General features: G+C 37.0%; 26 protein-coding genes. 16 read left to right on the top strand and 10 right to left on the bottom strand.

Going from position 1 to position 23,769, the window contains the following annotated elements; genetic code table 11:
• Positions 1-464: 464 nt before the first annotated feature.
• From purM to rsmE, 6 genes are all read right to left on the bottom strand, one after another.
• Entirely contained in the window at positions 465-1,502 is a 1,038-nt protein-coding gene (gene purM / locus BQ5209_RS08660) for a phosphoribosylformylglycinamidine cyclo-ligase (protein ID WP_085248138.1), read from the bottom strand.
• 100 nt (positions 1,503-1,602) lie between these two features.
• Complete coding sequence (ruvX, locus tag BQ5209_RS08655) at positions 1,603-2,013, bottom strand: Holliday junction resolvase RuvX (protein WP_085248137.1); 411 nt, start codon at positions 2,011-2,013, stop codon at positions 1,603-1,605.
• Positions 2,014-2,016: 3 nt separating this feature from the next.
• Positions 2,017-2,574 carry a YqgE/AlgH family protein gene (locus BQ5209_RS08650; protein ID WP_085248136.1) on the bottom strand — a complete coding sequence of 186 codons (558 nt, stop codon included), beginning with the start codon at positions 2,572-2,574 and terminating at the stop codon, positions 2,017-2,019.
• Between the two features lie 20 nt (positions 2,575-2,594).
• A complete protein-coding gene (locus BQ5209_RS08645; RefSeq protein ID WP_085248135.1) occupies positions 2,595-3,047 on the bottom strand; it encodes a GNAT family N-acetyltransferase in 453 nt (150 codons plus the stop codon).
• A 3-nt stretch (positions 3,048-3,050) separates the two neighbouring features.
• Entirely contained in the window at positions 3,051-4,007 is a 957-nt protein-coding gene (gene gshB, locus BQ5209_RS08640; protein ID WP_085248134.1) for a glutathione synthase, read from the bottom strand.
• Between the two features lie 237 nt (positions 4,008-4,244).
• Positions 4,245-4,976, bottom strand: a complete 732-nt coding sequence (rsmE, locus tag BQ5209_RS08635; protein ID WP_085248133.1) for a 16S rRNA (uracil(1498)-N(3))-methyltransferase — start codon at positions 4,974-4,976, stop codon at positions 4,245-4,247.
• Positions 4,977-5,073: 97 nt separating this feature from the next.
• On the opposite strand from rsmE, the gene folB reads away from it, so the two are divergent.
• The 3 genes from folB to BQ5209_RS08620 all read left to right on the top strand — a co-directional run bounded on the left by folB (position 5,074) and on the right by BQ5209_RS08620 (position 6,531).
• The gene (gene folB, locus BQ5209_RS08630) at positions 5,074-5,436 is read left to right on the top strand and encodes a dihydroneopterin aldolase (RefSeq protein WP_208609996.1); all 363 of its coding nucleotides are present in this window, start codon (positions 5,074-5,076) and stop codon (positions 5,434-5,436) included.
• Between the two features lie 458 nt (positions 5,437-5,894).
• A complete protein-coding gene (locus BQ5209_RS08625; protein WP_085248131.1) occupies positions 5,895-6,101 on the top strand; it encodes a hypothetical protein in 207 nt (68 codons plus the stop codon).
• Between the two features lies 1 nt (position 6,102).
• On the top strand, positions 6,103-6,531 hold the full coding sequence (locus BQ5209_RS08620; RefSeq protein ID WP_085248130.1) for an EamA family transporter: 429 nt from the start codon (positions 6,103-6,105) through the stop codon (positions 6,529-6,531).
• Between the two features lie 81 nt (positions 6,532-6,612).
• On the opposite strand, the gene moeA is transcribed toward BQ5209_RS08620, so the two are convergent.
• From moeA to rsmI, 3 genes are all read right to left on the bottom strand, one after another.
• Complete coding sequence (gene moeA / locus BQ5209_RS08615; protein WP_085248129.1) at positions 6,613-7,839, bottom strand: molybdopterin molybdotransferase MoeA; 1,227 nt, start codon at positions 7,837-7,839, stop codon at positions 6,613-6,615.
• Positions 7,840-8,003: 164 nt separating this feature from the next.
• Positions 8,004-9,095 (bottom strand): redox-regulated ATPase YchF, encoded by a 1,092-nt coding sequence (gene ychF, locus BQ5209_RS08610; RefSeq protein WP_085248128.1) that lies wholly within the window; start codon positions 9,093-9,095, stop codon positions 8,004-8,006.
• A gap of 215 nt (positions 9,096-9,310) precedes the next feature.
• A complete protein-coding gene (gene rsmI / locus BQ5209_RS08605; protein ID WP_085248127.1) occupies positions 9,311-10,138 on the bottom strand; it encodes a 16S rRNA (cytidine(1402)-2'-O)-methyltransferase in 828 nt (275 codons plus the stop codon).
• Positions 10,139-10,588: 450 nt separating this feature from the next.
• Here rsmI and nlpD point away from each other — a divergent pair, with 450 nt between their 5' ends.
• The 7 genes from nlpD (at position 10,589) to BQ5209_RS08570 (ending at position 16,979) form a co-directional block, all read left to right on the top strand.
• Positions 10,589-11,671 (top strand): murein hydrolase activator NlpD, encoded by a 1,083-nt coding sequence (nlpD, locus tag BQ5209_RS08600; RefSeq protein WP_208609995.1) that lies wholly within the window; start codon positions 10,589-10,591, stop codon positions 11,669-11,671.
• 120 nt (positions 11,672-11,791) lie between these two features.
• A complete protein-coding gene (gene gpmA / locus BQ5209_RS08595; RefSeq protein WP_085248125.1) occupies positions 11,792-12,544 on the top strand; it encodes a 2,3-diphosphoglycerate-dependent phosphoglycerate mutase in 753 nt (250 codons plus the stop codon).
• Positions 12,545-12,665: 121 nt separating this feature from the next.
• The gene (locus BQ5209_RS08590) at positions 12,666-13,244 is read left to right on the top strand and encodes a thymidine kinase (RefSeq protein ID WP_143421883.1); all 579 of its coding nucleotides are present in this window, start codon (positions 12,666-12,668) and stop codon (positions 13,242-13,244) included.
• A gap of 180 nt (positions 13,245-13,424) precedes the next feature.
• Positions 13,425-14,633 (top strand): aldose 1-epimerase family protein, encoded by a 1,209-nt coding sequence (locus tag BQ5209_RS08585; RefSeq protein ID WP_085248123.1) that lies wholly within the window; start codon positions 13,425-13,427, stop codon positions 14,631-14,633.
• 268 nt (positions 14,634-14,901) lie between these two features.
• The gene (locus tag BQ5209_RS08580; protein ID WP_085248122.1) at positions 14,902-15,495 is read left to right on the top strand and encodes a UbiX family flavin prenyltransferase; all 594 of its coding nucleotides are present in this window, start codon (positions 14,902-14,904) and stop codon (positions 15,493-15,495) included.
• Positions 15,495-15,953 carry a PNPOx family protein gene (locus BQ5209_RS08575; RefSeq protein ID WP_085248121.1) on the top strand — a complete coding sequence of 153 codons (459 nt, stop codon included), beginning with the start codon at positions 15,495-15,497 and terminating at the stop codon, positions 15,951-15,953. The genes BQ5209_RS08580 and BQ5209_RS08575 overlap by 1 nt, the downstream gene beginning before the upstream one ends.
• Before the next feature lie 699 nt (positions 15,954-16,652).
• A complete protein-coding gene (locus BQ5209_RS08570; RefSeq protein ID WP_085248144.1) occupies positions 16,653-16,979 on the top strand; it encodes a Grx4 family monothiol glutaredoxin in 327 nt (108 codons plus the stop codon).
• 66 nt (positions 16,980-17,045) lie between these two features.
• Here BQ5209_RS08570 and rnt read toward each other — a convergent pair whose 3' ends face one another.
• Positions 17,046-17,735, bottom strand: coding sequence for a ribonuclease T (gene rnt, locus BQ5209_RS08565; RefSeq protein ID WP_208609994.1), 690 nt, complete (start codon positions 17,733-17,735; stop codon positions 17,046-17,048).
• Between the two features lie 234 nt (positions 17,736-17,969).
• Here rnt and BQ5209_RS08560 point away from each other — a divergent pair, with 234 nt between their 5' ends.
• The 6 genes from BQ5209_RS08560 (at position 17,970) to BQ5209_RS08535 (ending at position 23,758) form a co-directional block, all read left to right on the top strand.
• Positions 17,970-18,728, top strand: a complete 759-nt coding sequence (locus BQ5209_RS08560; protein WP_085248119.1) for a Nif3-like dinuclear metal center hexameric protein — start codon at positions 17,970-17,972, stop codon at positions 18,726-18,728.
• Between the two features lie 96 nt (positions 18,729-18,824).
• Positions 18,825-19,703: a 4-hydroxy-tetrahydrodipicolinate synthase gene (gene dapA, locus BQ5209_RS08555; RefSeq protein WP_085248118.1), complete on the top strand. Its 879-nt coding sequence runs from the start codon at positions 18,825-18,827 to the stop codon at positions 19,701-19,703.
• A 37-nt stretch (positions 19,704-19,740) separates the two neighbouring features.
• Positions 19,741-20,496, top strand: a complete 756-nt coding sequence (locus BQ5209_RS08550) for an NlpB/DapX family lipoprotein (protein ID WP_085248117.1) — start codon at positions 19,741-19,743, stop codon at positions 20,494-20,496.
• Positions 20,497-20,561: 65 nt separating this feature from the next.
• Positions 20,562-21,272, top strand: a complete 711-nt coding sequence (gene purC, locus BQ5209_RS08545) for a phosphoribosylaminoimidazolesuccinocarboxamide synthase (protein WP_085248116.1) — start codon at positions 20,562-20,564, stop codon at positions 21,270-21,272.
• Positions 21,272-21,727, top strand: a complete 456-nt coding sequence (locus tag BQ5209_RS08540; protein WP_085248115.1) for a DUF441 domain-containing protein — start codon at positions 21,272-21,274, stop codon at positions 21,725-21,727. Before purC ends, BQ5209_RS08540 begins: the two co-directional genes overlap by 1 nt.
• Before the next feature lie 3 nt (positions 21,728-21,730).
• Positions 21,731-23,758, top strand: a complete 2,028-nt coding sequence (locus tag BQ5209_RS08535; protein ID WP_085248114.1) for a tRNA(Met) cytidine acetyltransferase TmcA — start codon at positions 21,731-21,733, stop codon at positions 23,756-23,758.
• Positions 23,759-23,769: the final 11 nt, after the last annotated feature.

Raw genomic sequence — 23,769 nt, 5'->3', positions numbered from 1 at the left:
TCACCTGAACAATATGAACAAAAATATTACCAAAATGAAAAAATGATAGAGGTGGGCACTGTCTAATATTTTGGCGAGGATCACCCCAAACCTTGGCTACATAATAGTTCAAAAGAACATGCGCGCTTTAAAAAACTTAACCGCTCAGGTGATCCTGAATTATATGATGATCCACAAACTCCAGAATTTGAACGTATTAAAAAACTTGACCCTTATGCTAACTATTATTGTCGAACACCAGTCTTACCAGATTGGGTAAACGTAATTGATGAACAAGGATTTGTGCAAAAAATCACTGAGCAAGAAGAAAAATCAAAGCAAGATTGACTAATAACTAAATGCGATTTATTAAATGGATCGTTTAGAGTTTTGCAAAGTGATTCATGCAGTAATAGCGATCTTGAAAGGAGCATATTATCCATCTAATTCACTATATTAATGGATGGATAATATGAAAAAACAATTTATTTTATTACAACACGCTCGCCTGATGTAGCGTGCTTAATTTCACCTAATAACCACGCCTTTTCACCATAGTTGTTTAGTAAGCTAATTGCTTTATCGGCTGACTGTTTAGGTAATGCGATAATTAAACCGACACCACAGTTAAAAGTTCGGTACATTTCGTGACGACTAACATTGCCAGCTTGTTGTAGCCAATCAAATATGGCTGGCCATTGCCAACTTGATTCATTGATGACTGCTTGAGTATTGTCAGGTAAAACACGCGGAATGTTTTCCCAGAACCCTCCACCAGTTATATGGGCAATAGCGTGCACGTCAACTTGGGAGATAAGATCAAGTACAGACTTCACATAGATCTTAGTGGGTGCAAGTAGGTGATCGGCAAGTGGTATGCCGTCTAATTGTTCAGTTGCAGGATTTACGCCATTGACTTCGATAATTTTACGCACTAATGAATAGCCATTGGAGTGAGCACCAGTTGATGCAAGGGCAATTAATGCATCACCGTTTTGCACTTTACTGCCATCAATCATTTTAGATTTTTCAACGACGCCAACGCAAAATCCAGCTAAATCATAATCATTATTATGATACATACCCGGCATTTCGGCCGTTTCACCGCCCACTAAAGCGCACCCCGATTGTTTACATCCCTCGGCAATGCCAGTGACTACTGTAGTTGCTACATCAACATTAAGTTTGCCTGTAGCATAATAATCAAGGAAAAATAAAGGCTCGGCGCCCTGTACAATCAAATCGTTTACACACATGGCCACTAAATCAATACCAATTGATTCATGACGGTTTAAATCCATTGCAAGGCGTAATTTAGTTCCCACACCATCAGTGCCTGATACTAATATCGGCTCTTTGTATTTTTGAGGAATAGCACATAGCGCACCAAAGCCACCCAATCCCCCCATAACCTCAGGTCGTTTGGTTTCTTTAACGACAGATTTAATGCGATTAACAAGTTCATTGCCAGCATCAATATCGACACCAGCATCTTTATAACTGAGAGATTTATTATTTGACACAGCAAGCAATCCTTACAATAGTAAAGTAGATTATTATTCTAACAAGGATGAAATTTAATGGCGATTAATTATTTACAAAATAACCAATTTATTAAAATCGCTAATTATTCTCAAACCAACTTTCTAAAATAATAATGGCTGAAATTGCATCAACGTGACCTTTTTCAAGTGCGCGGTAACCCCGCGAAGCAAAAATATGGGATTTTGCCTCAACGGTTGATAGCCGTTCATCTTGTAAATGTACTTGATAACCAAACATGCCATGCAAACGATTAGCAAATTTGCGTGCTCGAGCAGTTAAAGGTTGTTCGGTTCCATCCATATTTAAGGGTAATCCAACTACTAAAAAATCGGGTTTCCACTCATTTAAGAGTTTCTCGATAGCTTGCCAGTTAGGAATACCATCACGTGCTTTAAACGAGCACAAAGGGTTGGCTGTTTTTGTAATATCTTGACCAATAGCAGCTCCAATACTTGCCGTGCCAAAATCAAATGCGATAATGGTTGCCATAGGTTATGCATTACCCATTTGGTGTGAAATAGTATTCATATTGACGCCAAGTGATGCGGCAGCTTTTTGCCAACGTTCATCGATGGCAACTTCATAAATAATTTGTGCATCAGCATCGGCCACTAACCAATCATTACGACCAATTTCATCTTCAAGTTGTAATGACTGCCAGCTTGAATAACCTAATGCTAAACAAATATTTTGTGGTTGCTCAGGAGATCCAATTGATTTAAGAACATCGAGCGAAGTGCTAATCATCACATCATCCGAAATTTGAATGCTAGAGGCGAATCCTTGTTGAGGTGTATGTAAAATGAATCCTTGTTCTTCAGCAATTGGTCCGCCACAAAATACAGGATACTCTAACTCAGCACAACTTGTTGGCGACGTGATTTCTAACCGTGTAAGAACTGTGGCTACATTAAGTTCAATAATTGGTTTATTAATTATAATGCCCATGGCGCCATCACGATTATGTTCACAAATATAAATAACTGAATGACTAAACAACGAGTCATCTAGTGTTGGCATAGCAATAATAAAATGATCTTTTAAATTCATAGGTTCACATTTAGGTATATTTATAATGCACATTTGCCAATTTTAACGTTATGTTCAACAATACAGCGCATTAATAATTCAGGTTCATTGGTTTCTTCATTGATCGATTCTGAAACAATATCAAAATTCTGAGCAAGATAAAAATCAATCGCCGCAGTATTCTTTTTATAAACATGTACTAATAGTTCATTGTGGCGCTGTTTGGCTTTATTAACTAACGCTTCACCGACACCTTGATGACGGTAATTTTGATCAACAAACAGCCCTGAAATATAGTTTTCGGTTAAACCAATAAACCCTTTTATGCCGCCAAGATCCTGCACGTATAAAGTCGACATTGGAATTAGCATTTTCACTAAATCATAATTTTGTTTGAAAAATTCAGGATCGATAAAGTCATGAGCTTGCAAATTACCTTGCAACCATATTGTCATAACGCTGTTTAAATCTTCGGGTTTATATTCTCTAATCATTGTTTAACTCTTTTTATTTAGTCGATGTTCAATTGCGTCCATTAACATACCGGTGATTGAAAGATCAGGGTTGGCCGCTTCAATTTCGCGAACGCAAGTTGGGCTGGTAACGTTAATTTCGGTTAACTTATCACCAATAATATCAAGTCCTACAAACAAAAGGCCTTTTTCTTTTAAAACTGGCGCAATACTTTTAGCTATATGCCAATCACTTTCACTTAATGCTCTCACTTCACCATGCCCACCGGCAGCAAGGTTTCCTCTGGTTTCGCCTTTTTGTGGAATTCGAGCTAAACAATAAGGTACTGGCTCGCCATCAACCACTAAAACACGCTTATCACCGTCTTTAATGGCAGGAATAAAGTTTTGTGCCATGCAATAACGCGTATTATGTTCGGTTAAGGTTTCAATAATCACTGAAATGTTTGGATCGTCTTGTTTGATTCTAAATATAGATGATCCTCCCATGCCGTCTAATGGCTTTAAAATAATGTCATGGTATTTTTGGAAAAACGCTTTAATTTGTCTTGTTTGGCGTGTAACTAGCGTTTGTGGTGTAAATTGTGCAAACCATGCAGTAAATAGTTTTTCATTACAATCGCGTAGGCTTTGTGGTTTATTGACCACTAACACACCTTTATCTTCGGCGCGTTCTAAAATATAAGTAGCATAAATATATTCTGTATCGAAAGGAGGATCTTTACGCATTAAAATCGTATCGAGGTCACTGAGTGGAATGGTCTGTTCTTGTCCAAGCTCGAACCAATGATCTTTATCGTTATAAACCTTCAACGGGCGCGTTGTTGCATATGCTTCGCCAGTATCTAAAAATAGATCATTCATTTCAATATAAAAAAGTGAATAACCTCGTTTTTGTGCCTCAAGTAACATTGCAAAACTGGTATCTTTTTTAATATTAATATGACTAATTGGATCCATAACAATACCAAGTTTAATCATGGTGACTCCTTACTGATTTTTTTGGTTTAGCGAATAATAGGTGATAATGCTTATTATTCTATATTTGTTGTTTATTTAGTTAGATTGAACATTCGACAGTTAGTGCTTTAAATCAAGATTTCTTTAAGTCATTATTAAAATGTGTGCTAGCAACTATCATACTCGTTACTACTTAAGATGCAAAGCAAACATTAGTAATAATAGGCTAATTTACCTTATAAATAATAAGATTTTACATCATCCCAAATCACCAAATTGCACTTGCAAAGCGGTTAGGGCGGTTAAAGCTGCTGTTTCGGTACGCAAAACACGCGGACCAAGCAATATATCGGTAAATTGATAATTATGGGTCATATTGATTTCGTCGTTCGACAAACCACCTTCAGGTCCAATTAGTAAACTAATGTCATTGTAACCACTAGGTAACTGTTTAATTCCATGTTTAGCTTTAGGGTGTAGATTTAAGCGTAACTGAGTTGTTAAACTTGCACACCAAGTTTCAAGTTTTATTACTGGGTTGACAACAGGTACTACATTGCGACCACTCTGCTCACAAGCCGAAATAACGATCTTTTGCCATTGTTGAACTTTTTTATCTAACCTTTCGGTATCCAATTTAACCCCACAGCGTTCAGAAAGTAGAGGGGTAATGCTACTAATACCTAACTCTACTGATTTTTGAATCGTAAATTCCATTTTTTCACCACGTGATATCACTTGTCCCAAATGGATCTCTAATGGTGATTCACGATTATCTAAAATGGGCGAAGCAGTTTTGACTGTCACCGATTTTTTATTAACATCGCAGATAACCGCTGGAGTAATTTGATTTGTTCCATCAAATAGGGTGATTTCTTCGCCGACTTTCATGCGCAACACGCGAATAAGGTGGTTAAACGCATTATCATCTAAAGTAATAAGGCTATTTTGCTCAATAGTAAAAGGCTGAAAAATTCGAGTCATAATTATGTATATATTATATTATTTAAAATAAATTATAGCGTAATTTATCAAGATTCGGTAATCTCTATTTCATGTAACTAAGCTTTTGGAATTAGGTATGGATATGTATAGCAGAGATAGAGTATTGATTGAAGGATTAACTGTTTTAACCACTATTGGAGTATATGAGTGGGAAAAAACCATCAAGCAAAAGTTAATTCTCGATCTTGAAATAGCATGGGATAACAAACCAGCTGGCGAAAGTGATAACGTATCTTTTTGTTTAGATTATTTTGTGGTTAGTCAAACCATAACACAATTTATCGAATCTTCGAAATTTGAGTTAATTGAATGTGTAGCAGAACGCGTTGCCGAAATAGTGATTAAACAATTTTCTGTTACTTGGCTTAAAGTCAAAGTGTCTAAACCAAATGCGATAGCTAATGCTCGAAATGTTGCTGTAACTATTGAACGTACAGCAAGTTAAAATAAACCAACTTGTTGTAAAAAAATATTGTAAAGATGACAAATCGAACACAAGATTTAATGCTTAACAATAAGCATCATACCGCTAAAGGTGTTAAGTATGGCGAATCTTTTCTTTTAAAATGACTTTACCAGTGCAATTGATTTGACATTAATCGCAATTGGTGCTTGTTCAGTATTCGTATATGCAATCACAAGCATCTTGAAAAACAACAAGTAGTACAGCTTGTATGATGAATGGCAATTTTATTCAGCCGTGGTTATCTATTGTGCTGCATTTGAAGGAGCTGATAAACCGCTCCAGTTATTACGCAATGACAAAGCCAATTGCGCTTTGCATCTATTAAAATAGACGGTAGATTAGCTATTAATCACATCGATTCTGTATTAAAATAATATAAATAAAACAAACGTAATATTGACAATTATGTCAATGCGTTTGCCAAAAAGGAGGAAGAAATGAAAGCTGTAGTTATTGGTTTTTCTTGTTTAATATTTAGTTTAGCATTGGTCGGATGTGGGGGAAAAAACGACAAAGATAAAACCTACCATTGGTCAAAAGCTCACGGTGTTTTAGAAGATTGTCGTGGCGTTATGAATAAATCACAACAATGTGAAACTAATTTAAACAATCAACAATATTTATTCCAAGTCGATAAATACTAATATGAGTGCATGGCTTATTTATGCATTGCTTTCCGCTATTACCGCAGCATGTGTCGCCCTTTTAGGTAAAATTGGCTTACAGCATCTTGATGCAAACACCGCAACAGCCATTCGTGCTATTGTCATGGCTATTTTTTTAGTCGGCGTGGTTGTAGTTCAAGGAAAATTAAACCTTATCAATACCTTTTTTAATGATAAAAAGGCATTACTCATTATTACTCTAAGTGGTATTGCCGGAGCACTATCTTGGCTGTTTTACTTTATGGCAATTAAAGAGGGCAAAGTATCGCAAGTTGCACCAATTGATAAACTCAGCGTGGTGTTTGCTGTAGTGTTTGCCGTTGTTTTATTTGGTGAAAAGATCTCATTGTTAGCTGGTGTTGGGGTTGCTATGATTGCAGCTGGTGCGATATTAGTTGCGCTATTTTAATTGTATACTAACTTTTTGCATAGGCTAACTAATGAGGTGACTGTGGGTGAGGTCATCCAAATAGTGGCTTAAACTGCAATGTTACTTAAGTAATGCATTAAATAGTTCAACGGTCACCATTTCACCTTTACTTACATTGCCACGATCTTGCTCAAGCACGATAAAGCAGTTAGCTCGATTAAATGACTGCGTAATATGAGAACCTTGTTGACCGGTTGTTGTTACTTCTAACTCACCTTGTTCATTAATTTGTAGTATTCCTCTTTGAAAATCTAATCGTCCCATACTTTTCTTAAGGCTAGTTGCAATTTTTACTTTGAAAGATAAATCGACTGATGTGAGTTGTTGTCCTGAAAGCACTAAAATTAGTGGTTGTACCAATTGATAAAACGTCACTAAAGTTGAAACGGGATTACCAGGTAAACCACAAAATAGCGCATTGCCAATTTTGCCAAAGGCGAAAGGCTTGCCTGGTTTCATTGCAATCTTCCAAAAATTAATTTGTCCTAATGTTTCAAGTGCTGTTTTAGTATAATCGGCATCCCCCACCGAAACACCACCACTAGTTATCACTAAATCGGCTTGGTTAGATGCGGTTATTAGCGCTTGTTTGATTTGGGTTGGATCATCAGGAATAATACCGAGATCAATTATTTCGCAGTTAAGTTTGGCCAATAATAATTTTAGTGTAAAGCGGTTGCTGTCATAAATAGCGCCATTGCCAGATAATGACTGACCAATGGGGGTTAATTCATCGCCAGTTGATAAAATAGCGACTTTTAACTTTTTAAAGACAACAAGTTCACTAATGCCGAATGTTGCAAGTGTCGATAGTGTTGGTATCGTTAATTTAGTCCCTTTGTTGACTGTGATCGCACCTTTTTTCACATCTTCACCTATACGACGAATATTATCGCCAGCTTTTATGTCACCTAAAAAGGCAATCCCCAAATCAGATTTTTCAGTCTGCTCTTGCATAACAACGGCATCAGCATCATTAGGCACAGGTGCACCTGTCATAATACGCAAACAAGTACCTTTTGGCCAATTAAGATTGCTTATATCATCGCCCGCAAAAATCGCCCCTGCTTGTGGTAACAACGTTGATTGTTTAAGATCCGCTAATCGAATCGCATAACCATCCATCGCAGAATTATCGAACCGTGGCACATTAATCGGTGAAATCACATTCTCAGCAGTGATGCGATCTAGCGCATCAAATAGTCCGACTTTTTCGCTAGTGAGTGATTTTACGGTTGATACGCTTTGTAGTACTTGCTGTTTGGCTTGTTGAAAAGTGAGTAACATAAAAGTGGGCTGTCCTTATATTTACCAATCTATTATTGGTTCAGTTGACAAGAAGTTTCAGGTAACACTACGTTTAAGTAAAAAATAAATCTTATATCAATATTCATTAGTTATTATGCACATCAATATAATAACGTCGCCAAAAGGCGACGTAAAATAATCAACTATACATTAAATAAGAAGTTCATAATATCGCCATCTTGCACGATATAATCTTTACCTTCAGCCCGCATTTTTCCTGCTTCTTTAGCGCCTTGTTCGCCACCGTATTTAATAAAATCATCAAATGCAATGGTTTGAGCACGAATAAAACCTTTTTCGAAATCGGTATGAATTTTTCCTGCTGCTTGTGGTGCGGTATCGCCAACCGAAATTGTCCACGCGCGAACTTCTTTAACACCTGCGGTAAAATAAGTTTGCAGGTTAAGTAAGCTGTATCCAGCACGAATCACTCGATTTAAGCCTGGTTCGGTTAAGCCTAAATCTTTCATAAATTCATCACGATCGGCATCATCCAGTTCGGCAAGCTCTGCTTCAATTGCGGCACAAACAGGGACTACCACGGCTTTTTCTTGTTCAGCTATCGCTTTGACTTTATCTAAATAAGGATTGTTTTCAAAACCATCTTCATTCACATTAGCGATGTACATGGTTGGTTTTAAAGTTAAAAAGCTTAAGTATTTAATCGCATCAAGTTCTTCTTTACTTAAATTAAGTAACAATAACTTTTTACCTTGTTCTAAATGAGGTAAACATTTTTCAAGGATTTCTAACTCAAATTTCGCGTCTTTATCGCCACCTTTAGCGCGTTTTTGTAGGCGTGTTATTGCCCGTTCACAAGCTTCAAGATCGGATAGAGCAAGTTCAGTGTTAATAATTTCGATATCTTCTGCCGGATCGATTTTACCTGCGACGTGAATAATATTGTCGTTTTCAAAGCAACGCACAACATGACCGATCGCTTCGGTTTCACGAATATTAGCCAAAAATTGATTTCCTAAACCTTCACCTTTCGATGCGCCTTTAACTAAACCAGCAATATCAACAAATTCCATGGTGGTTGGCAACGTGCGCTGAGGTTTAACAATTTTAGCTAGTTCATCTAAACGTGGATCGGGCATGGGCACAACCCCAGTGTTTGGTTCGATAGTACAAAACGGAAAGTTAGCTGCCTCAATGCCTGCTTTGGTTAGCGCGTTAAAAAGCGTTGACTTACCCACATTTGGTAGTCCGACAATCCCACATTTAAATCCCATACTGTTTGTTACCTTTTATCATAAAATGTCTTAAAAATAAGGGGCGATTATATACTAAATTGGGCTATTTGTGCTAATGTTCTTATCGATAAATCAACGAATAATTAAACAAATTAGTCATAACTATTTAGCTTATTATCAAACCAATGTATGCAATAAATAGTAGTTATTAACCAAACTTATTGAGGTATAGTAATTCAATTATTACTATGCATTTATTGCTCTGCACTTAAACCGATTTGGTAAAGTTGATTCTTTTTAAGCCCATATATTTCAGCAGTAATGGCTGCTGCTTTTTTTAACGGTAGTTCTTTTTGTAAAAGTTTAAGTGTGCTAATCGCCTTAGGGTCGATATCATCATCGGTTTTGTTATGGCCGTGTACTATCAACACAAACTCGCCTTTTTGACGAGTAGGATCTTCGTTTAGCCAATTAATCAACTCACTGACCTTAAAGCTGACAATGGTTTCCCATGTTTTAGTTAGTTCTTTCGCTAAAATGATCTGTTTATCACTTCCCCAAATAGTTTGCATATCATTCAACGTGTCTAATAATCGATGGGTTGATTCATAAAAAATCATGGTACGTGGTTCATCGATTAATTTTGCAAGACTATCTTGGCGTGCTTTAGTTTTAGCCGGTAAAAAACCCTCATAAATAAACTTATCCGACGGCAAGCCCGAAACACACAATGCTGCAATTGCAGCGCAAGCACCGGGGATTGGCACCACCTTAATGTCATTTTCTCGACAAGCTTTAACTAAGTGATATCCGGGGTCATTGATTAACGGAGTACCAGCATCAGAAATCAAGGCAATTGACAATCCTGATTGGAGTTTTTCGATCAGCACATTGGATTTTTCTTGTTCATTATGATCATGTAAAGCAAATAGCTTCGCTTTAATGCCAAGATGTTGTAAAAGTAAGCCACTATGGCGAGTATCTTCAGCCGCAATAAGGTCAACTCTTTTAAGTGTATCGATGGCTCTAAGCGTAATATCATCTAAGTTTCCGATGGGGGTGGCAACAATATATAAAGTCATTATTTTATATCACATTAAATTTTTATAGAAATACGGTAAAGATACTGTACGAAAGCCTATTTTATTGTATATACTCATTACTTTCAAAATAAATCCGACAAAGCCGAATAAATAGTTAATCAATGGCAGCAAAAAATAGCCGGATTATGTATGAAATGATTGGCTTATATTATGATTAATATAAATTAATAAATAAAAGCATTGTGCTAACTTAAGCTGAGTACTAGCGGTTATAAATTATTAAAACAACCATGATAATAATTATGGAAAAATTTAATAAGTAAGAATCACCAAATTCTGGATGAACTTATTGATTTAATCAATAAGCAATCAATATAATAGCGTTTTTACTGTAAAAACGCTAAAATGAGCTAATAAAAAGATTGTTAGAAACATGCTATTGAATACAATATAGTAAAAAAACAAAATTCACGAATGAAAGGTGTTACTTTGAAAAAAATACTGACATTAAGTTGCTTAAGTTTGTTAATTGTTGCGTGTACGCAAACTGAGCAAGCCGAAATCGAAGATATTTCTGGCGCAGGCGAGACATCAACTTCTTCTGTTTATACCAAACCACCAACTAATATTTCAACAGGAGGCAGAATATCATCTACTCCTACTATCTATAATCCACCTTCATCAAGGACAACGGCTGTATCAAATGTTAATGTCGCCAGTTCGAACACCCTTAGCGATAGTGATACGGTAATTAGTAATGAACGAATCGTTTATAACCGCAATTACGACAATATACCAAAAGGCGGGTACCAAGGTGATACCTACACAGTTAAACGTGGCGATACTTTATTTTATATTGCATGGGTGACCGGCAATGATTACCGCTCATTAGCAGCAAAAAATAATATTAAAGAACCTTTTGCCGTTAATGTTGGTCAAGTGTTAGATGTTAGTGGTGGAACAGTTGTGGTCACACAAAAAACTACAACAAATAATACAGCAGTGAACAAAGCAAATAGCGATAACTCAGCTGTAGCGATAGGACAAGCAAAAACCCAACCAACAATAACCAAAACAACAACGACTTCGATTACCACAACGGGGAAAAATAGACAGCCTACTACAACCGAAACAACTGAAACTATTACCGAACCTTTAGACAATTCTACTAGCCGCATACCAGCTACAGGCAAATCAAAATCGAACGTTGCCAATATTTCATGGCAATGGCCCGCGCGAGGTAAGATTATTGAAAAATTCTCGAATGCAAGCAAGGGAATAGATATTTCAGGTTCAATTGGTGATAAAGTCATGGCTGCGGCGGATGGACGAGTTGTGTATTCAGGCAATGCATTACCTGGTTATGGTAATTTAATTATTATTAAACATAATGATGATTATTTAACGGCATATGCGCATAACCAATCCATATTAGTAAAAGAACAGCAGGCAGTGCGCGCAGGTGAGCAAATTGCTACAATGGGGGCAACTGGCACCTCGTCGGTTAGATTACACTTTGAAATTCGATACAAAGCGCAATCAGTTGATCCGTTAAAATTCTTACCAAGATAATAAACGTTTTGAGTTCATAAGATTAGCTCAAAATAGATGGGCATGCATGACAAGTATAGAGCATGTTCATAAGCAGGATATACCAAAAATTAAATTTAAGAAATTAAAGGAGTTATACTTATGACTGTAAAAAAATTAGTGCTAATTCGACATGGAGAAAGCGTTTGGAATCAAGAAAACCGCTTTTGTGGTTGGACTGATGTTGATTTATCTGATAAAGGTAACAAAGAAGCTGCCGAAGCAGGTAAATTGCTAAAAAAAGAAGGTTTCACATTTGATTATGCCTACACATCAGTATTAAAGCGCGCTATTCACACATTATGGCACGTTTTAGACGAAGTTGATCAAGCATGGTTACCGGTTGAAAAAAGCTGGAAACTAAACGAACGTCACTATGGTGCATTACAAGGTTTAAACAAAGCTGAAACAGCAGCAAAATATGGCGATGACCAAGTAAAATTATGGCGTCGTGGTTTTGCAATCACGCCTCCAGCACTTGAAAAATCAGACGAACGCTTCCCGGGGCATGATTCACGTTACAGCAAATTACCTGAATCAGAATTACCATTAACCGAAAGCTTAGCATTAACTATCAAACGCGTATTACCTTATTGGGAATCAACCATTGCACCACGCGTTGCTAAAGGTGAGCGTGTTATTATTGCAGCTCACGGTAACTCACTACGTGCGCTGGTAAAACATTTAGATAACATCAGTGATGATGACATCATCGAACTTAATATCCCAACGGGTGTACCATTGGTATATGAATTTGACGACAACATGAAAGTCATTAAGCACTATTATCTAGGTAATGCTGACGAAATTGCGGCTAAACAAGCTGCTGTTGCAAACCAAGGTAAAGCAAAATAATTATTCATTAAACAAACAAAAAAAGGTAGGTTATTTAACTTACCTTTTTTTATTATCTGCATAATGGCTTTTGATTCATTTATTTTATTGACTGACTTATTTTAATTTTGAGAGTACTATTTTGTCTAAGATTTATTATATATATGGCGTAATGAATGCCGGAAAATCCACTGAGCTCCTACAAATTGATCACAATTATTTAAGTAATAACATGCAAACGTTACTGTTAAAATCATCGGTTGACACGCGCGATTCAGCTGTCGAAATTGTCTCTCGTTTAGGATTACGTAAAAAGGCATTACAGCTTGATGACACAACGGTTGATGATATTATTGAACACATCAAACAAAACAACTATGCCTGTATACTCATCGACGAAAGCCAGTTTTTATCGCGCAATACTATTTGGAAGTTATCAGATGTGTGCGACGAATATGGCGTGCCAATCATGTTCTTTGGCATCAAAACCGATTATATGGGACACCTGTTTGAAGGATCTAAAACGCTACTTGAAATTGCCGATAATTTTAGAGAACTCAAAACCGTATGTTGGTGTGGCAAAAAAGCTACTATGATCTTGTTAGAAGGACAAGATGGTCAAATTGTTAAATTTGGTAACTCCATCCATCTTGGTGACAGTGAATATCACTCAGTATGCCGTAAACACTGGAAAGCCGAACAGATCAGACCTAAAAGTTGATATTTTCAATATTTCACAATGATTCAATCAAATAAATCATTTTTTGCTTTCAATTTTTTAATGTTGAAAAAGTGTGAATGATCTCTCATTTTTATGATTTTCTTTTTGTTGATTCTTTCTATTTTATGTCATATTGATTGAAACGATTCAGTGATATTTTATTAACTATGAGGGATCACCATGAAAATCAAAGTTGTTTCATTAGCTGTATTGCTTAGTTTGGCTAGCTATAATGCCAATGCTAAAGAATTTGTATTAACTGATAATGAACAGAATGTTGCTAAAGGAAATTGGTCAATTTCTAGTCGTGATTTGGGCATAAAAGGTGAAAAATTTACCATCCAAAACACAGTGCTTAAAGGTGGTAAACAAGATGGAACTGAACTCCTAACTATTTCTAGTGATAATTTCACTATTCAATTAATTCCTACTAGAGGGTTAGGTATTTTGTCTGTTGTTGGTGATGGTATTCGAATGGGATGGGATTCTCCTGTAAATGAAGTTGTTCATCCCAAATATATTAACTTAGAAAGTCGTGGCGGAATAGGTTGGCTAGATGGCTTTAACGAAATGATGGTTCGCTGTGGTTTTGAATGGACAGGTCATGCGACGCAAGCTGATGGTATGATGTATACCTTGCATGGTCGTGCTCAAAATACGCCGGTCTCTAAATTAATTGTGGATGTATCTGACAAAGCACCCTACACCATTACAGTTAAAGGGTTAATTAAAGAAAATACTTTCAAAAAAAGTAATCTAGAAACTTGGGCATCAATTAGCTATGTACCAGGAAGTAAAGAATTTACTGTTCATGATGTTGTCACCAATAAGAGTGATTATACCCGTGATTATCAGATCATCTATCATAGTAATTTTGGTACACCCATCCTTGAAGAAGGTGCTAGGTTTGTTGCCCCAGTCAAAGAAATCTCACCGTTTAACAGCTATGCGAAAGATGGTCTTAACACATGGCAAACTTATCTAGGTCCAACTAAAGATTTTGATGAAATGGTATTTAATGTTTATCCATTTGCTGATGAAAATGGTCAAACACAGGTGATGGTGACCAATAAAGCGGGGGATAAAGCTGCAGGTATTGCCTTTAATACTAAACAGTTACCCGTACTATCATTGTGGAAAAACACCGATACTCTAAAACAAGGCTATGTCACAGGTTTAGAGCCTGGTACCAGTTTTGCTTATCCAGTGACAATTGAACGTCAACAAAAACGTGTTCGTCAGTTAAAGTCAGGTCAAAGCACCGAATTTACCTTAACATATAGCTTATTGTCTAGCAAAGATGATGTCGCAAAATATGAACAAAAAATCCAAGCTATTCAAGGCAATCAAACAACAAAGGTTGTTAATAAACCAATGGCTAAAGAGTAAATTATTAAAAATGGCTATCAATGTTATGTTGATAGCCATACTTACTATCTAATGACCTAATTGATCCTTTTGAAATTTATATATTATTAATGTAATCGCAACGTTAGTGCAATTAGTTACTTGATTGACTATCAATAGATAGGTATAGTCACTTATTTGGTAGATAGCTTTAATATCGCTGATTACCCATAGCATGATTTTACTTGTTGAGTGCTTAAAACAGTGATTAACAATTTGATTGTACTTTGATATTAATATAGGGATAAACATGACAACGCGGCGAATAATAATTGGCATTAGTGGTGCAACAGGGATTAACTATGGTATAAAAGCCCTAGAGTTATTAAAACCAATAGATATCGAAACCCACCTTGTTATTTCTAAAGCGGCGCAAATAACAAGTGAATACGAAGTTCCCAGCATGAGTATAAAACAGATTAAAGCGCTTGCCGATAAAGTATATTCCATTAACAATATTGGAGCGGCAATTGCTAGTGGCTCGTATAAAACCATGGGTATGCTAATTGCTCCTTGCACAATGCGAACCCTTGCGGCTATTGCACAAGGATTATCAGATAATTTACTTACCCGTGCGGCAGATGTTGTTTTAAAAGAGCGTCGTCGCTTGGTATTAATGGCTCGCGAATCACCATTAAACTTAGCTCACCTAAAAAATATGGAAACAATCACACTTATGGGGGGAGTAATATGCCCGCCAGTGCCAGCCTTATATCAGCATGTTGAAACTGTGGATGATATAATTACCCACAGCGTAGCAAGAGCGCTTGACTTATTTGATATTGATATTCCCACACTACCTCGTTGGGGGGAAGATCTACACCTTAACACTAAACCTGAATAATGACATTAACGCCAAAAAATATGCAAGTCGATCCTACAATCAGCAAATTTATTAGAAAAAATCATGTGTTATCGTTAAGTGTCATCTTGCCCGACAACAAACTATGGGCATGTAATACCTTTTATGTTTTTGATGAACAGCCAATGTATTTGTATCTTCTTTCCGAATTGAAAACCGACCATGCTAAAGCTATGTTAAAACAGCCACAAGTTGCCGGTACTATTAGCGTTACACCTAAAACCGTTGCGCGGATCCAAGGTATCCAATTTCAAGCTAAAGCAATACAATTACAAAAAGAACAAGCCGAACAAGCCTATACACAATATTATAGCGTATTTCCCTTTGCAAGAATGATAAAAGCACCAATTTGGGCATTACAATTAGAGTATATAAAAATGACTAATAATTTGCTGGGATTTGCAAGTAAGATTTATTGGAGAAAAGAAAGTGATTTTTAGTATGACTTTTCCATTGTTTTAATAAATAAAATCAATGTGATGTTTGAATTTTTCTTAACGGCAAAATGGGTATCTATCAGAATATCGAAAACTTTATCCCCCTTTTTAATAGATAAATGAATAAAAACACTTTACAAAAAAGGCTTTATAAAATAAAAACTCTAATTTGTCTTTTGCTAAATAAAACTTATAGTTTATAATATTCCAATCCACCGCTGTATAAATCACTTAGCAAATGTGTCTGAGTTGATATAACATCTCCATCGCCGATAAATGTTAAATGTCAAAAAATAGAACCACCTTATAACCGATTGATTTCAATTAGAAATACAAAGATAAATTAAATCAATACCAAACCTGAAATGTTTTTATTGAAAACACCTGCTATTTTTTAAACCATTAAAAAGTTATTGCTGATATTTATTCTGCTTTGCAACCTCTAGGTTGCAAAGTAAGTGTAGCCCCTTAAACAAAGGACAGGTTAAGTAGGTCAAGTACAAATTATAGCCTGCGGTTCAAAAATTGGACAACCTGAACCAAACCTAAGGAAAGTGGCAGAACAAATTATATCTCAATTTGCTTTAAAAATATCCGTTAAGCAATCTTGATACAAGATAGCAGTGGGAACAGCAGAAATTGTACGTTAAAATAATCCGCATTATTACGATAAATTATAAAGGAAAACACATGACGACTGAAATGACAATACTCGATAAAATTAAAAAACAAATTGCCGAAAATCCGATTATTTTATATATGAAAGGTTCGCCAAAATTGCCAAGTTGTGGCTTTTCGGCTCAGGCGGTACAGGTTTTATCGCAATGTGGTGAACCGTTTGCTTATGTTGATATTTTACAAAATCCTGATATTCGTGCCGAATTACCTAAATTTGCCAATTGGCCAACGTTTCCACAATTGTGGGTGGAAGGTGAATTAGTGGGTGGCTGTGATATTATGTTAGAAATGTTTCAAACAGGTGAGCTGCAAACTCTTATTAAGCAAACTGCTGAAAAACATAAATCTTAATTAAGTGATGAATTAAGCGCGCAAGTTGAGCGCGCTTTTTTTATCAATTATGGCTGTTTACGCTTTTTATATTTCTTGTTCTTCGCTTTTTCGCGTATTATCTAAATCCATTTCCAAATTTTCATCTCTATCCATAAAAGACAGTGGCCATCCACCCAGTGATTTAAATCGATTGACGATTTTGCAAAATAGTATTGCAGTTTTTTGCGTGTCATATAGCGCGCTGTGGGCTTGTTTGTGATCAAAGGTGATTTGTGCAACTTGGCAAGCTTTGGCTAGCACGGTTTGTCCAAAAACCAGACCACTGAGCGATGCAGTGTCAAAAGTGGCAAATGGATGGAACGGGTTGCGTTTAATACCTGTGCGCTCAGCTGCTGCCATTAAAAAACTGTGATCAAAGTGGGCATTATGCGCCACTATCACCGCGCGCGTGCATTCGCTAGTTTTTATACCTGATCTAACCATTTTGAAAATTTCGTCTAAGGCGTGCTTTTCGTCCACAGCGGCGCGGAGTGGATTATTAGGGTCAATGCCGTTAAAAGCAAGAGCAGTGGGTTCTAAAATTGCATCGTTAAATGGATTGACATTAAATTGTAAGGATTGATCAGGTTCTAACCAGCCATCGGGTGTCATTTTTAAGGTGATAGCGGCGATTTCTAAAATGGCGTTGAGTTTTGAATCGAATCCTGATGTTTCGATATCAATTACAACTGGATAAAACCCACGAAAGCGTTCACATAATTTGGCGTTTGGCACGTTAATCTATCTTATCTGTCAAAAAAGAGCTATTATGCCAGCTTTTAACCGGTTCGCCTAGCATTGTCGTTGAGAGTTTGTATTCAATGCGTTAATTTTTATTAGGTGTCATTCTAGCAAGCTTTATGCTAATCACATTAAAGCCTCATGAAAGTAAACCAGTAGATGCCATTATTGATTAAAGTGATTATAATCATCAATTATATATTAAATTATTTTAAAATAGAGTGAGCTATGCACAACTTTGAATTAGAACAGATTATTAACAACGAACTGCAAATTACCCGCTATCGCGACTATGCACCAAATGGATTGCAAGTACAAGGGCGCATGCAAGTCAATAAAATTGTGACAGGGGTTACCGCTTGCCAATTATTGTTAGATAAAGCGGTCGAATTACAAGCCGATGCGGTGGTAGTGCATCATGGCTATTTTTGGAAGAGTGAAGCGCAAACTATCACTGGCATTAAATACCAACGGCTAAAAACACTATTAACTAATGATATTAATTTATATGGTTACCACTTACCGTTAGATGGTCACCCCGTTTTTGGTAATAATATCGAACTGGCTAATTTGTTAGGTATTTCGGTTGATAAACGTAATGATATTACTGATCTTCTTTTTACTGGTACATTACGCTCACCACTTACTGCTTTGCAATTTAAACTCCAGCTTGAGCAAGCGCTACACAATAACAAACGACAAGTGCTATTTTGTGGTGATAATGCGCCTGAAATGATTAATCGTATTGCCTGGTGTAGTGGTGGTGGGCAAGACTATATTGAACAAGCCGCGCAAATGGGCGTAGAAGCCTTTTTTACAGGGGAAGTGTCGGAACGCACCATCCACATTGCCCGCGAATACGGCATTAATTTTTATGCCGCTGGACACCATGCCACGGAACGTTATGGTATTAAAAAATTAGGTGAATGGTTAGCCAGTTGCTATGGTGTTGAGATTATTTTTATTGATATTGATAATCCTGCATAACAAAAGTTGAATTTACTTTAGAAATATCGCATACTTATTCGCAGATTTTTTATTCTTTACCTTATGTTATAAACCAATTATATGAGAGGTCATTTTATGTTTACAGGAAGTCTGGTCGCACTTGTTACTCCCATGGATACAAAAGGAAACGTTGACCACGTAAGCTTAAAAAAATTGGTCGAATATCATATTGCAAACGGTACATCAAGTATTGTTTCTGTTGGTACAACCGGCGAATCGGCCACCCTTGATCATCATGAGCATATTGATGTAATTAAACGAACTATTGACTATGCTGATGGACGCATTGCCATTATTGCCGGCACTGGTGCAAACGCAACAAAAGAAGCTATAGAATTAACCAGCCGAGTTGAAAACATTGGTGTTGCGGGCTGTTTAACGGTTGCACCTTATTATAATAAACCCACTCAAGAAGGTATGTATCAACACTTTAAAGCCATTGCTGAAAGTACCGAACTGCCTCAGATTTTATATAATGTGCCAGGGCGGACAAGTAGTGATATTAAACCCGAAACCGTTGGTCGTTTAGCCAAAATCAAAAACATTGTTGCGCTAAAAGATGCAACTGGCGACCTTTCAAGAGTTTACCCTACACGCAAACTGGTTGGTTCTGATTTTAAATTGCTTAGTGGCGATGATTCAACCTTTTTAGACTTTATGATTTTAGGGGGCGATGGGGTTATTTCAGTGACAGCTAATGTTGCTGCTAAAGCTGTTGCTACTGTGTGTCAACTTGCGGTTAATAACCAAATTCAAGAAGCCCGCACCTTAAACGATACTTTAATGGCTTTGCATCGTAATTTATTTATTGAACCCAATCCAACGCCAGCAAAATGGGCTTGTGCAAGATTAGGTTTAATGCAAAATGCAAGCATTCGGTTGCCAATGGTTGAGCTAAGCGCATCGTCGATTCCTGCGGTTGAACAAGCATTAAAAGAAGCAAATTTACTGTAGTTTTGTGTAATCTTTAATTTAAAAAAAGCAGATATCTATGTTAAATAACACATTGAACCAAGCCTTATTTAAAGGTAGCGTCATTAAAAAAACAGCTGTTTTAACCGTTGTAACTTCTTTGTTTCTTGCCGGATGTGGTAGCGATCAAAATTTTAAGCGTGAAGTCGAAGGCAATGAAGATTACCTTAAATCACCTACTCTAAAACCTTTAATCGTTCCTGAAGGCGTTTTGGTACCAGCACAAAACAATGAATTTTATGTTAGTAAAAACGAGTTTAAAGGCGATTTAGGCAAAAAGCTGGATATCAGGCCTCCAAGTTTACCCATTCCAACCATTCAAGATGCGTTTGCCGTTTATAATAGTGGCTCGGTTACTTTCAATGTGCCATTAAGTAGCCAAGTGTGGGAGCAAATTCCTGATAGCTTAAGCAAGAAAAATATCTCTATTGCTAATCGCGACAACGACACTATTAATACTGACCATGCCTTTATAGTGCGTGCAGATGAAGAGCAAGCGGTTCAAGCTACTTATTCGATTAAGCGACAATTATTAGGTGATACCGAAACAATTACCATTTTAATTACTTCGTTAACTAGAGATACCCACAATCTGATGTCGCAACCGATCGAAGTGCAACGTTATGCTGTTGGTTTGTTTAATGACATAATGGATGATGTTGCGCCTGATTCAGTGCGAGTTGTGCCACCAAAAGCACAAAATAGCGATGCCGAAAAAGACAATGCCGAAAGCAAGAAGCCTGCAACAGCTGTGAACAGTACAAATCAAGAATAAGTTTGGAATTCAAGGAGCGTAGAGCTCCTTAATTATTTATTGGCAATTGATATAAGGTTATAGACATGAAAAAGTTGGCTGAGCTTTATCGTGGTAAAGCAAAAACGGTATATACCACCGAAAACCCTGATTTACTAATCCTTGAGTTTCGCAATGATACATCAGCATTCGATGGTTTACGCATTGAGCAGTTAGATCGTAAAGGCATGGTGAATAATAAATTTAACTATTTTATTATGACGCAATTGCGCCAAGCTGGCATTCCAACTCAAGTTGAGTCCTTATTATCTGACAATGAAGTACTTGTTAAAAAATTGCAAATGGTGCCAGTTGAATGCGTAGTGCGTAATCGTGCAGCGGGATCTTTAGTTAAACGTCTAGGGGTTGAAGAAGGTCAAGTTTTAAATCCTCCTACGTTTGAATTATTTCTAAAAAATGATGCATTGCACGATCCAATGGTTAACGATTCGCACTGTAAAGCTTTTGGTTGGGCTAGCGATGATCAACTAGCCAAAATGAAAGAACTCAGCTTTAAAATCAATACCATTTTGACGGATCTATTTGATAAAGCAGGGCTGATATTGGTCGATTACAAACTCGAATTTGGTTTATTTAAAGGCGAAATTACTTTAGGTGATGAGTTTTCACCTGATGGTTGTCGCCTGTGGGAAAAGTCCACACTTAAAAAAATGGACAAAGACCGCTTCCGTCAAGGGTTGGGTGGAGTGATTGAAGCTTATGAAGAAGTGGCAAAACGCATTGGTGTTTGTTTGTAATGTTTGCGCAGTTTGATATTTCTTTTTTTCTTCTTTTGGGATTAGCTGCACTGTGTTATTTAACCCATAATAACACAGTGACATTTGCTGTACTGTTATTGTTGCTATTTAAACTAACGCCATTAGCTACTTACTTTCCGTTTTTAAATCAATATGGACTCACCATTGGCATTGTTATTTTAACTGCTGCGATGATGGTGCCACTGGCTGATGGATCGTTAAAAATTAGTGATATTGCTAAATCATTTACTACTTGGCAATCACTATTAGCTATTTTGGTGGGTATTTTAGTCTCGTGGCTTGGTACACGTGGTATATCGCTTATTGGTGCTCACCCCACTATTGTTAATGGTTTGATTATTGGTACGCTAATTGGTGTTGCTTTTTTCAAAGGTGTTCCAGTAGGACCACTTATTGCCGCTGGTATATTGTCGTTATTAATTGGAAAAAGTTAGTTTATGCACAATCCCAACAGCACCCGAAAGTTATGGGTGTTACAGGGTGAAAGCGCACAATTATTTGAACAATTGAGCTCCACCCTTGAGCAGAACACCGGCGATTGGATAACTGTTACCTATCAGCCCGATTATTTGCCTAGTTCGTTAATTGCCAACGCACTCAAACCCCATCAAACCAAACAACTATTAGGCCAGCAGTATCGGAATGCTATTTTTGATGCAACGGCAGGATTTAATCTTGATGCCTTTGCCATGCTGGTTGGCACGCTAGTTAAAGGTAGTGTGTTGGTTTTGTTATTACCCAAGGAGCTAAGCAGTTGGCATGATCAAGATAGCTTGCGTTGGAACGAAAGCCAAAATCCGATCAATGTGCCTAATTTTGTTACACATTTAAAGCAAACTTTGGCAGAATTTGGTGTATCAATTAATTCAACATCCTTGCCAAAACATGCTATATTCGCTTCGTCGTCCTTGCTGGCGATGACCGATGACTGCTGTGACTTAGCTGAACAAAAAGCTATGTTAAAACAGTTATTAAATAGCAATAAACCCATAAATGTATTAGTTGCTAAACGCGGTCGGGGTAAATCGGCACTAGCAGGAATGTTTAGTCATTATCAACGTAGTATTGTCACTGCGCCCAATAAATCAGCATTGACTACTTTTTTTGCTTTTGCTAAGCCTGATACGCCATTTTTGGCGCCTGATGAATTAATTGCGCAGTCAAAGATTGATTTTGCCGATTATCTAATTATTGATGAAGCTGCCATGATTCCGTTGCCTATGCTCGAAAAATTACTACAGCAGGCCATTGCCAATAACTCCCGAGTATTGTTAACAACAACCGTTGAAGGGTATGAAGGTACTGGACAGGGGTTTTTGTTAAAATTGCTGTCAAGTAAAGCATGTCAATATTTTCATCTACACACGCCCATTCGCTGGCAGGCTGGTGATATGTTAGAACAATTTAGCGATCGGCTGTTACTTAACGGTTTGTTAATGCAAAATGATAATTTTGTTAAAAACCTATCATCACTCCAATATTCAACAGTTGAACGCAATGATGTTGATACATTAAGGTCGATTTTTTATTTATTAAAAATGGCCCACTATCAAACTACATTAATCGATTTAAGGCGTCTATTTGATGCGCAAAACTTATCAGCTTGGCAAGCTACAATGGGCAATGCGCAAATTGCTGCAGCCCTTACTATTACCGAGGGGAACTTGCCTGATGACCTAATAACCCAAGTATGGCAAGGAATACGCCGTCCTAAAGGCAATTTAGTGGCACAGTCGCTTGTCGCTCATGCGGGCGAACGGTTAGCGGCTAAGTTGCGTTCAGTTCGCATTAATCGCATTGCGGTTATGGAGGCTTATCGACGGCAACATATTGCAAAACAACTGGTGCAGAGGATTTGTGATCATGCCAAATTGCAAAATAAAGATTTTGTGTCGGTCAGTTTTGCTTATAGCTCGTCTAATTATCAATTTTGGACGGCTTGTGGTTTCGTCTTGGTTCATGTAAGCAGCCATAAACAAGCTAGTAGTGGCAGTTATTCTGTTATGGCGCTTAAACCAATTACCCGATCTGGACATCTGTTAACTTATAAATTAAAACAAAAACTACAGCGTAACGCCTATTGGTTAAAAGATATCATCGATTTACCATTTAACGATATGATTATCAGCGATGGTAGTTGGCTATTATCATCAGATTTAGACGTAAATGATTTAGATGAACTTGTTGGATTTGCTTACTTCCATCGACCATTCGAAGCCAGTTATGCCCCACTATGTCGATTAAATCGGTATATACAAATACATCAACAATCATCTCAAGCATCCTCTTTTCCTGTGTTATCAGCACTGTTAAAAAGCAAAAATAATCAAGCTTTGGTTATTAATTCATGCCAACTTGCAGGTAAACAGGCATTGATGCAAACCATTAAACATGAAGTTAAAACATGGTTAGCAAAACAAGCTAGCAATGCAATATTTTCTGAAATAGTCAGTAAAGATAACTGATCACCATTGCA

The sequence above is a fragment of the Gilliamella mensalis genome (assembly GCF_900103085.1).
GTDB classification, from domain to species: Bacteria; Pseudomonadota; Gammaproteobacteria; order Enterobacterales; family Orbaceae; genus Gilliamella; species Gilliamella mensalis.
This window is presented reverse-complemented; position numbering and strand designations above follow the sequence as displayed.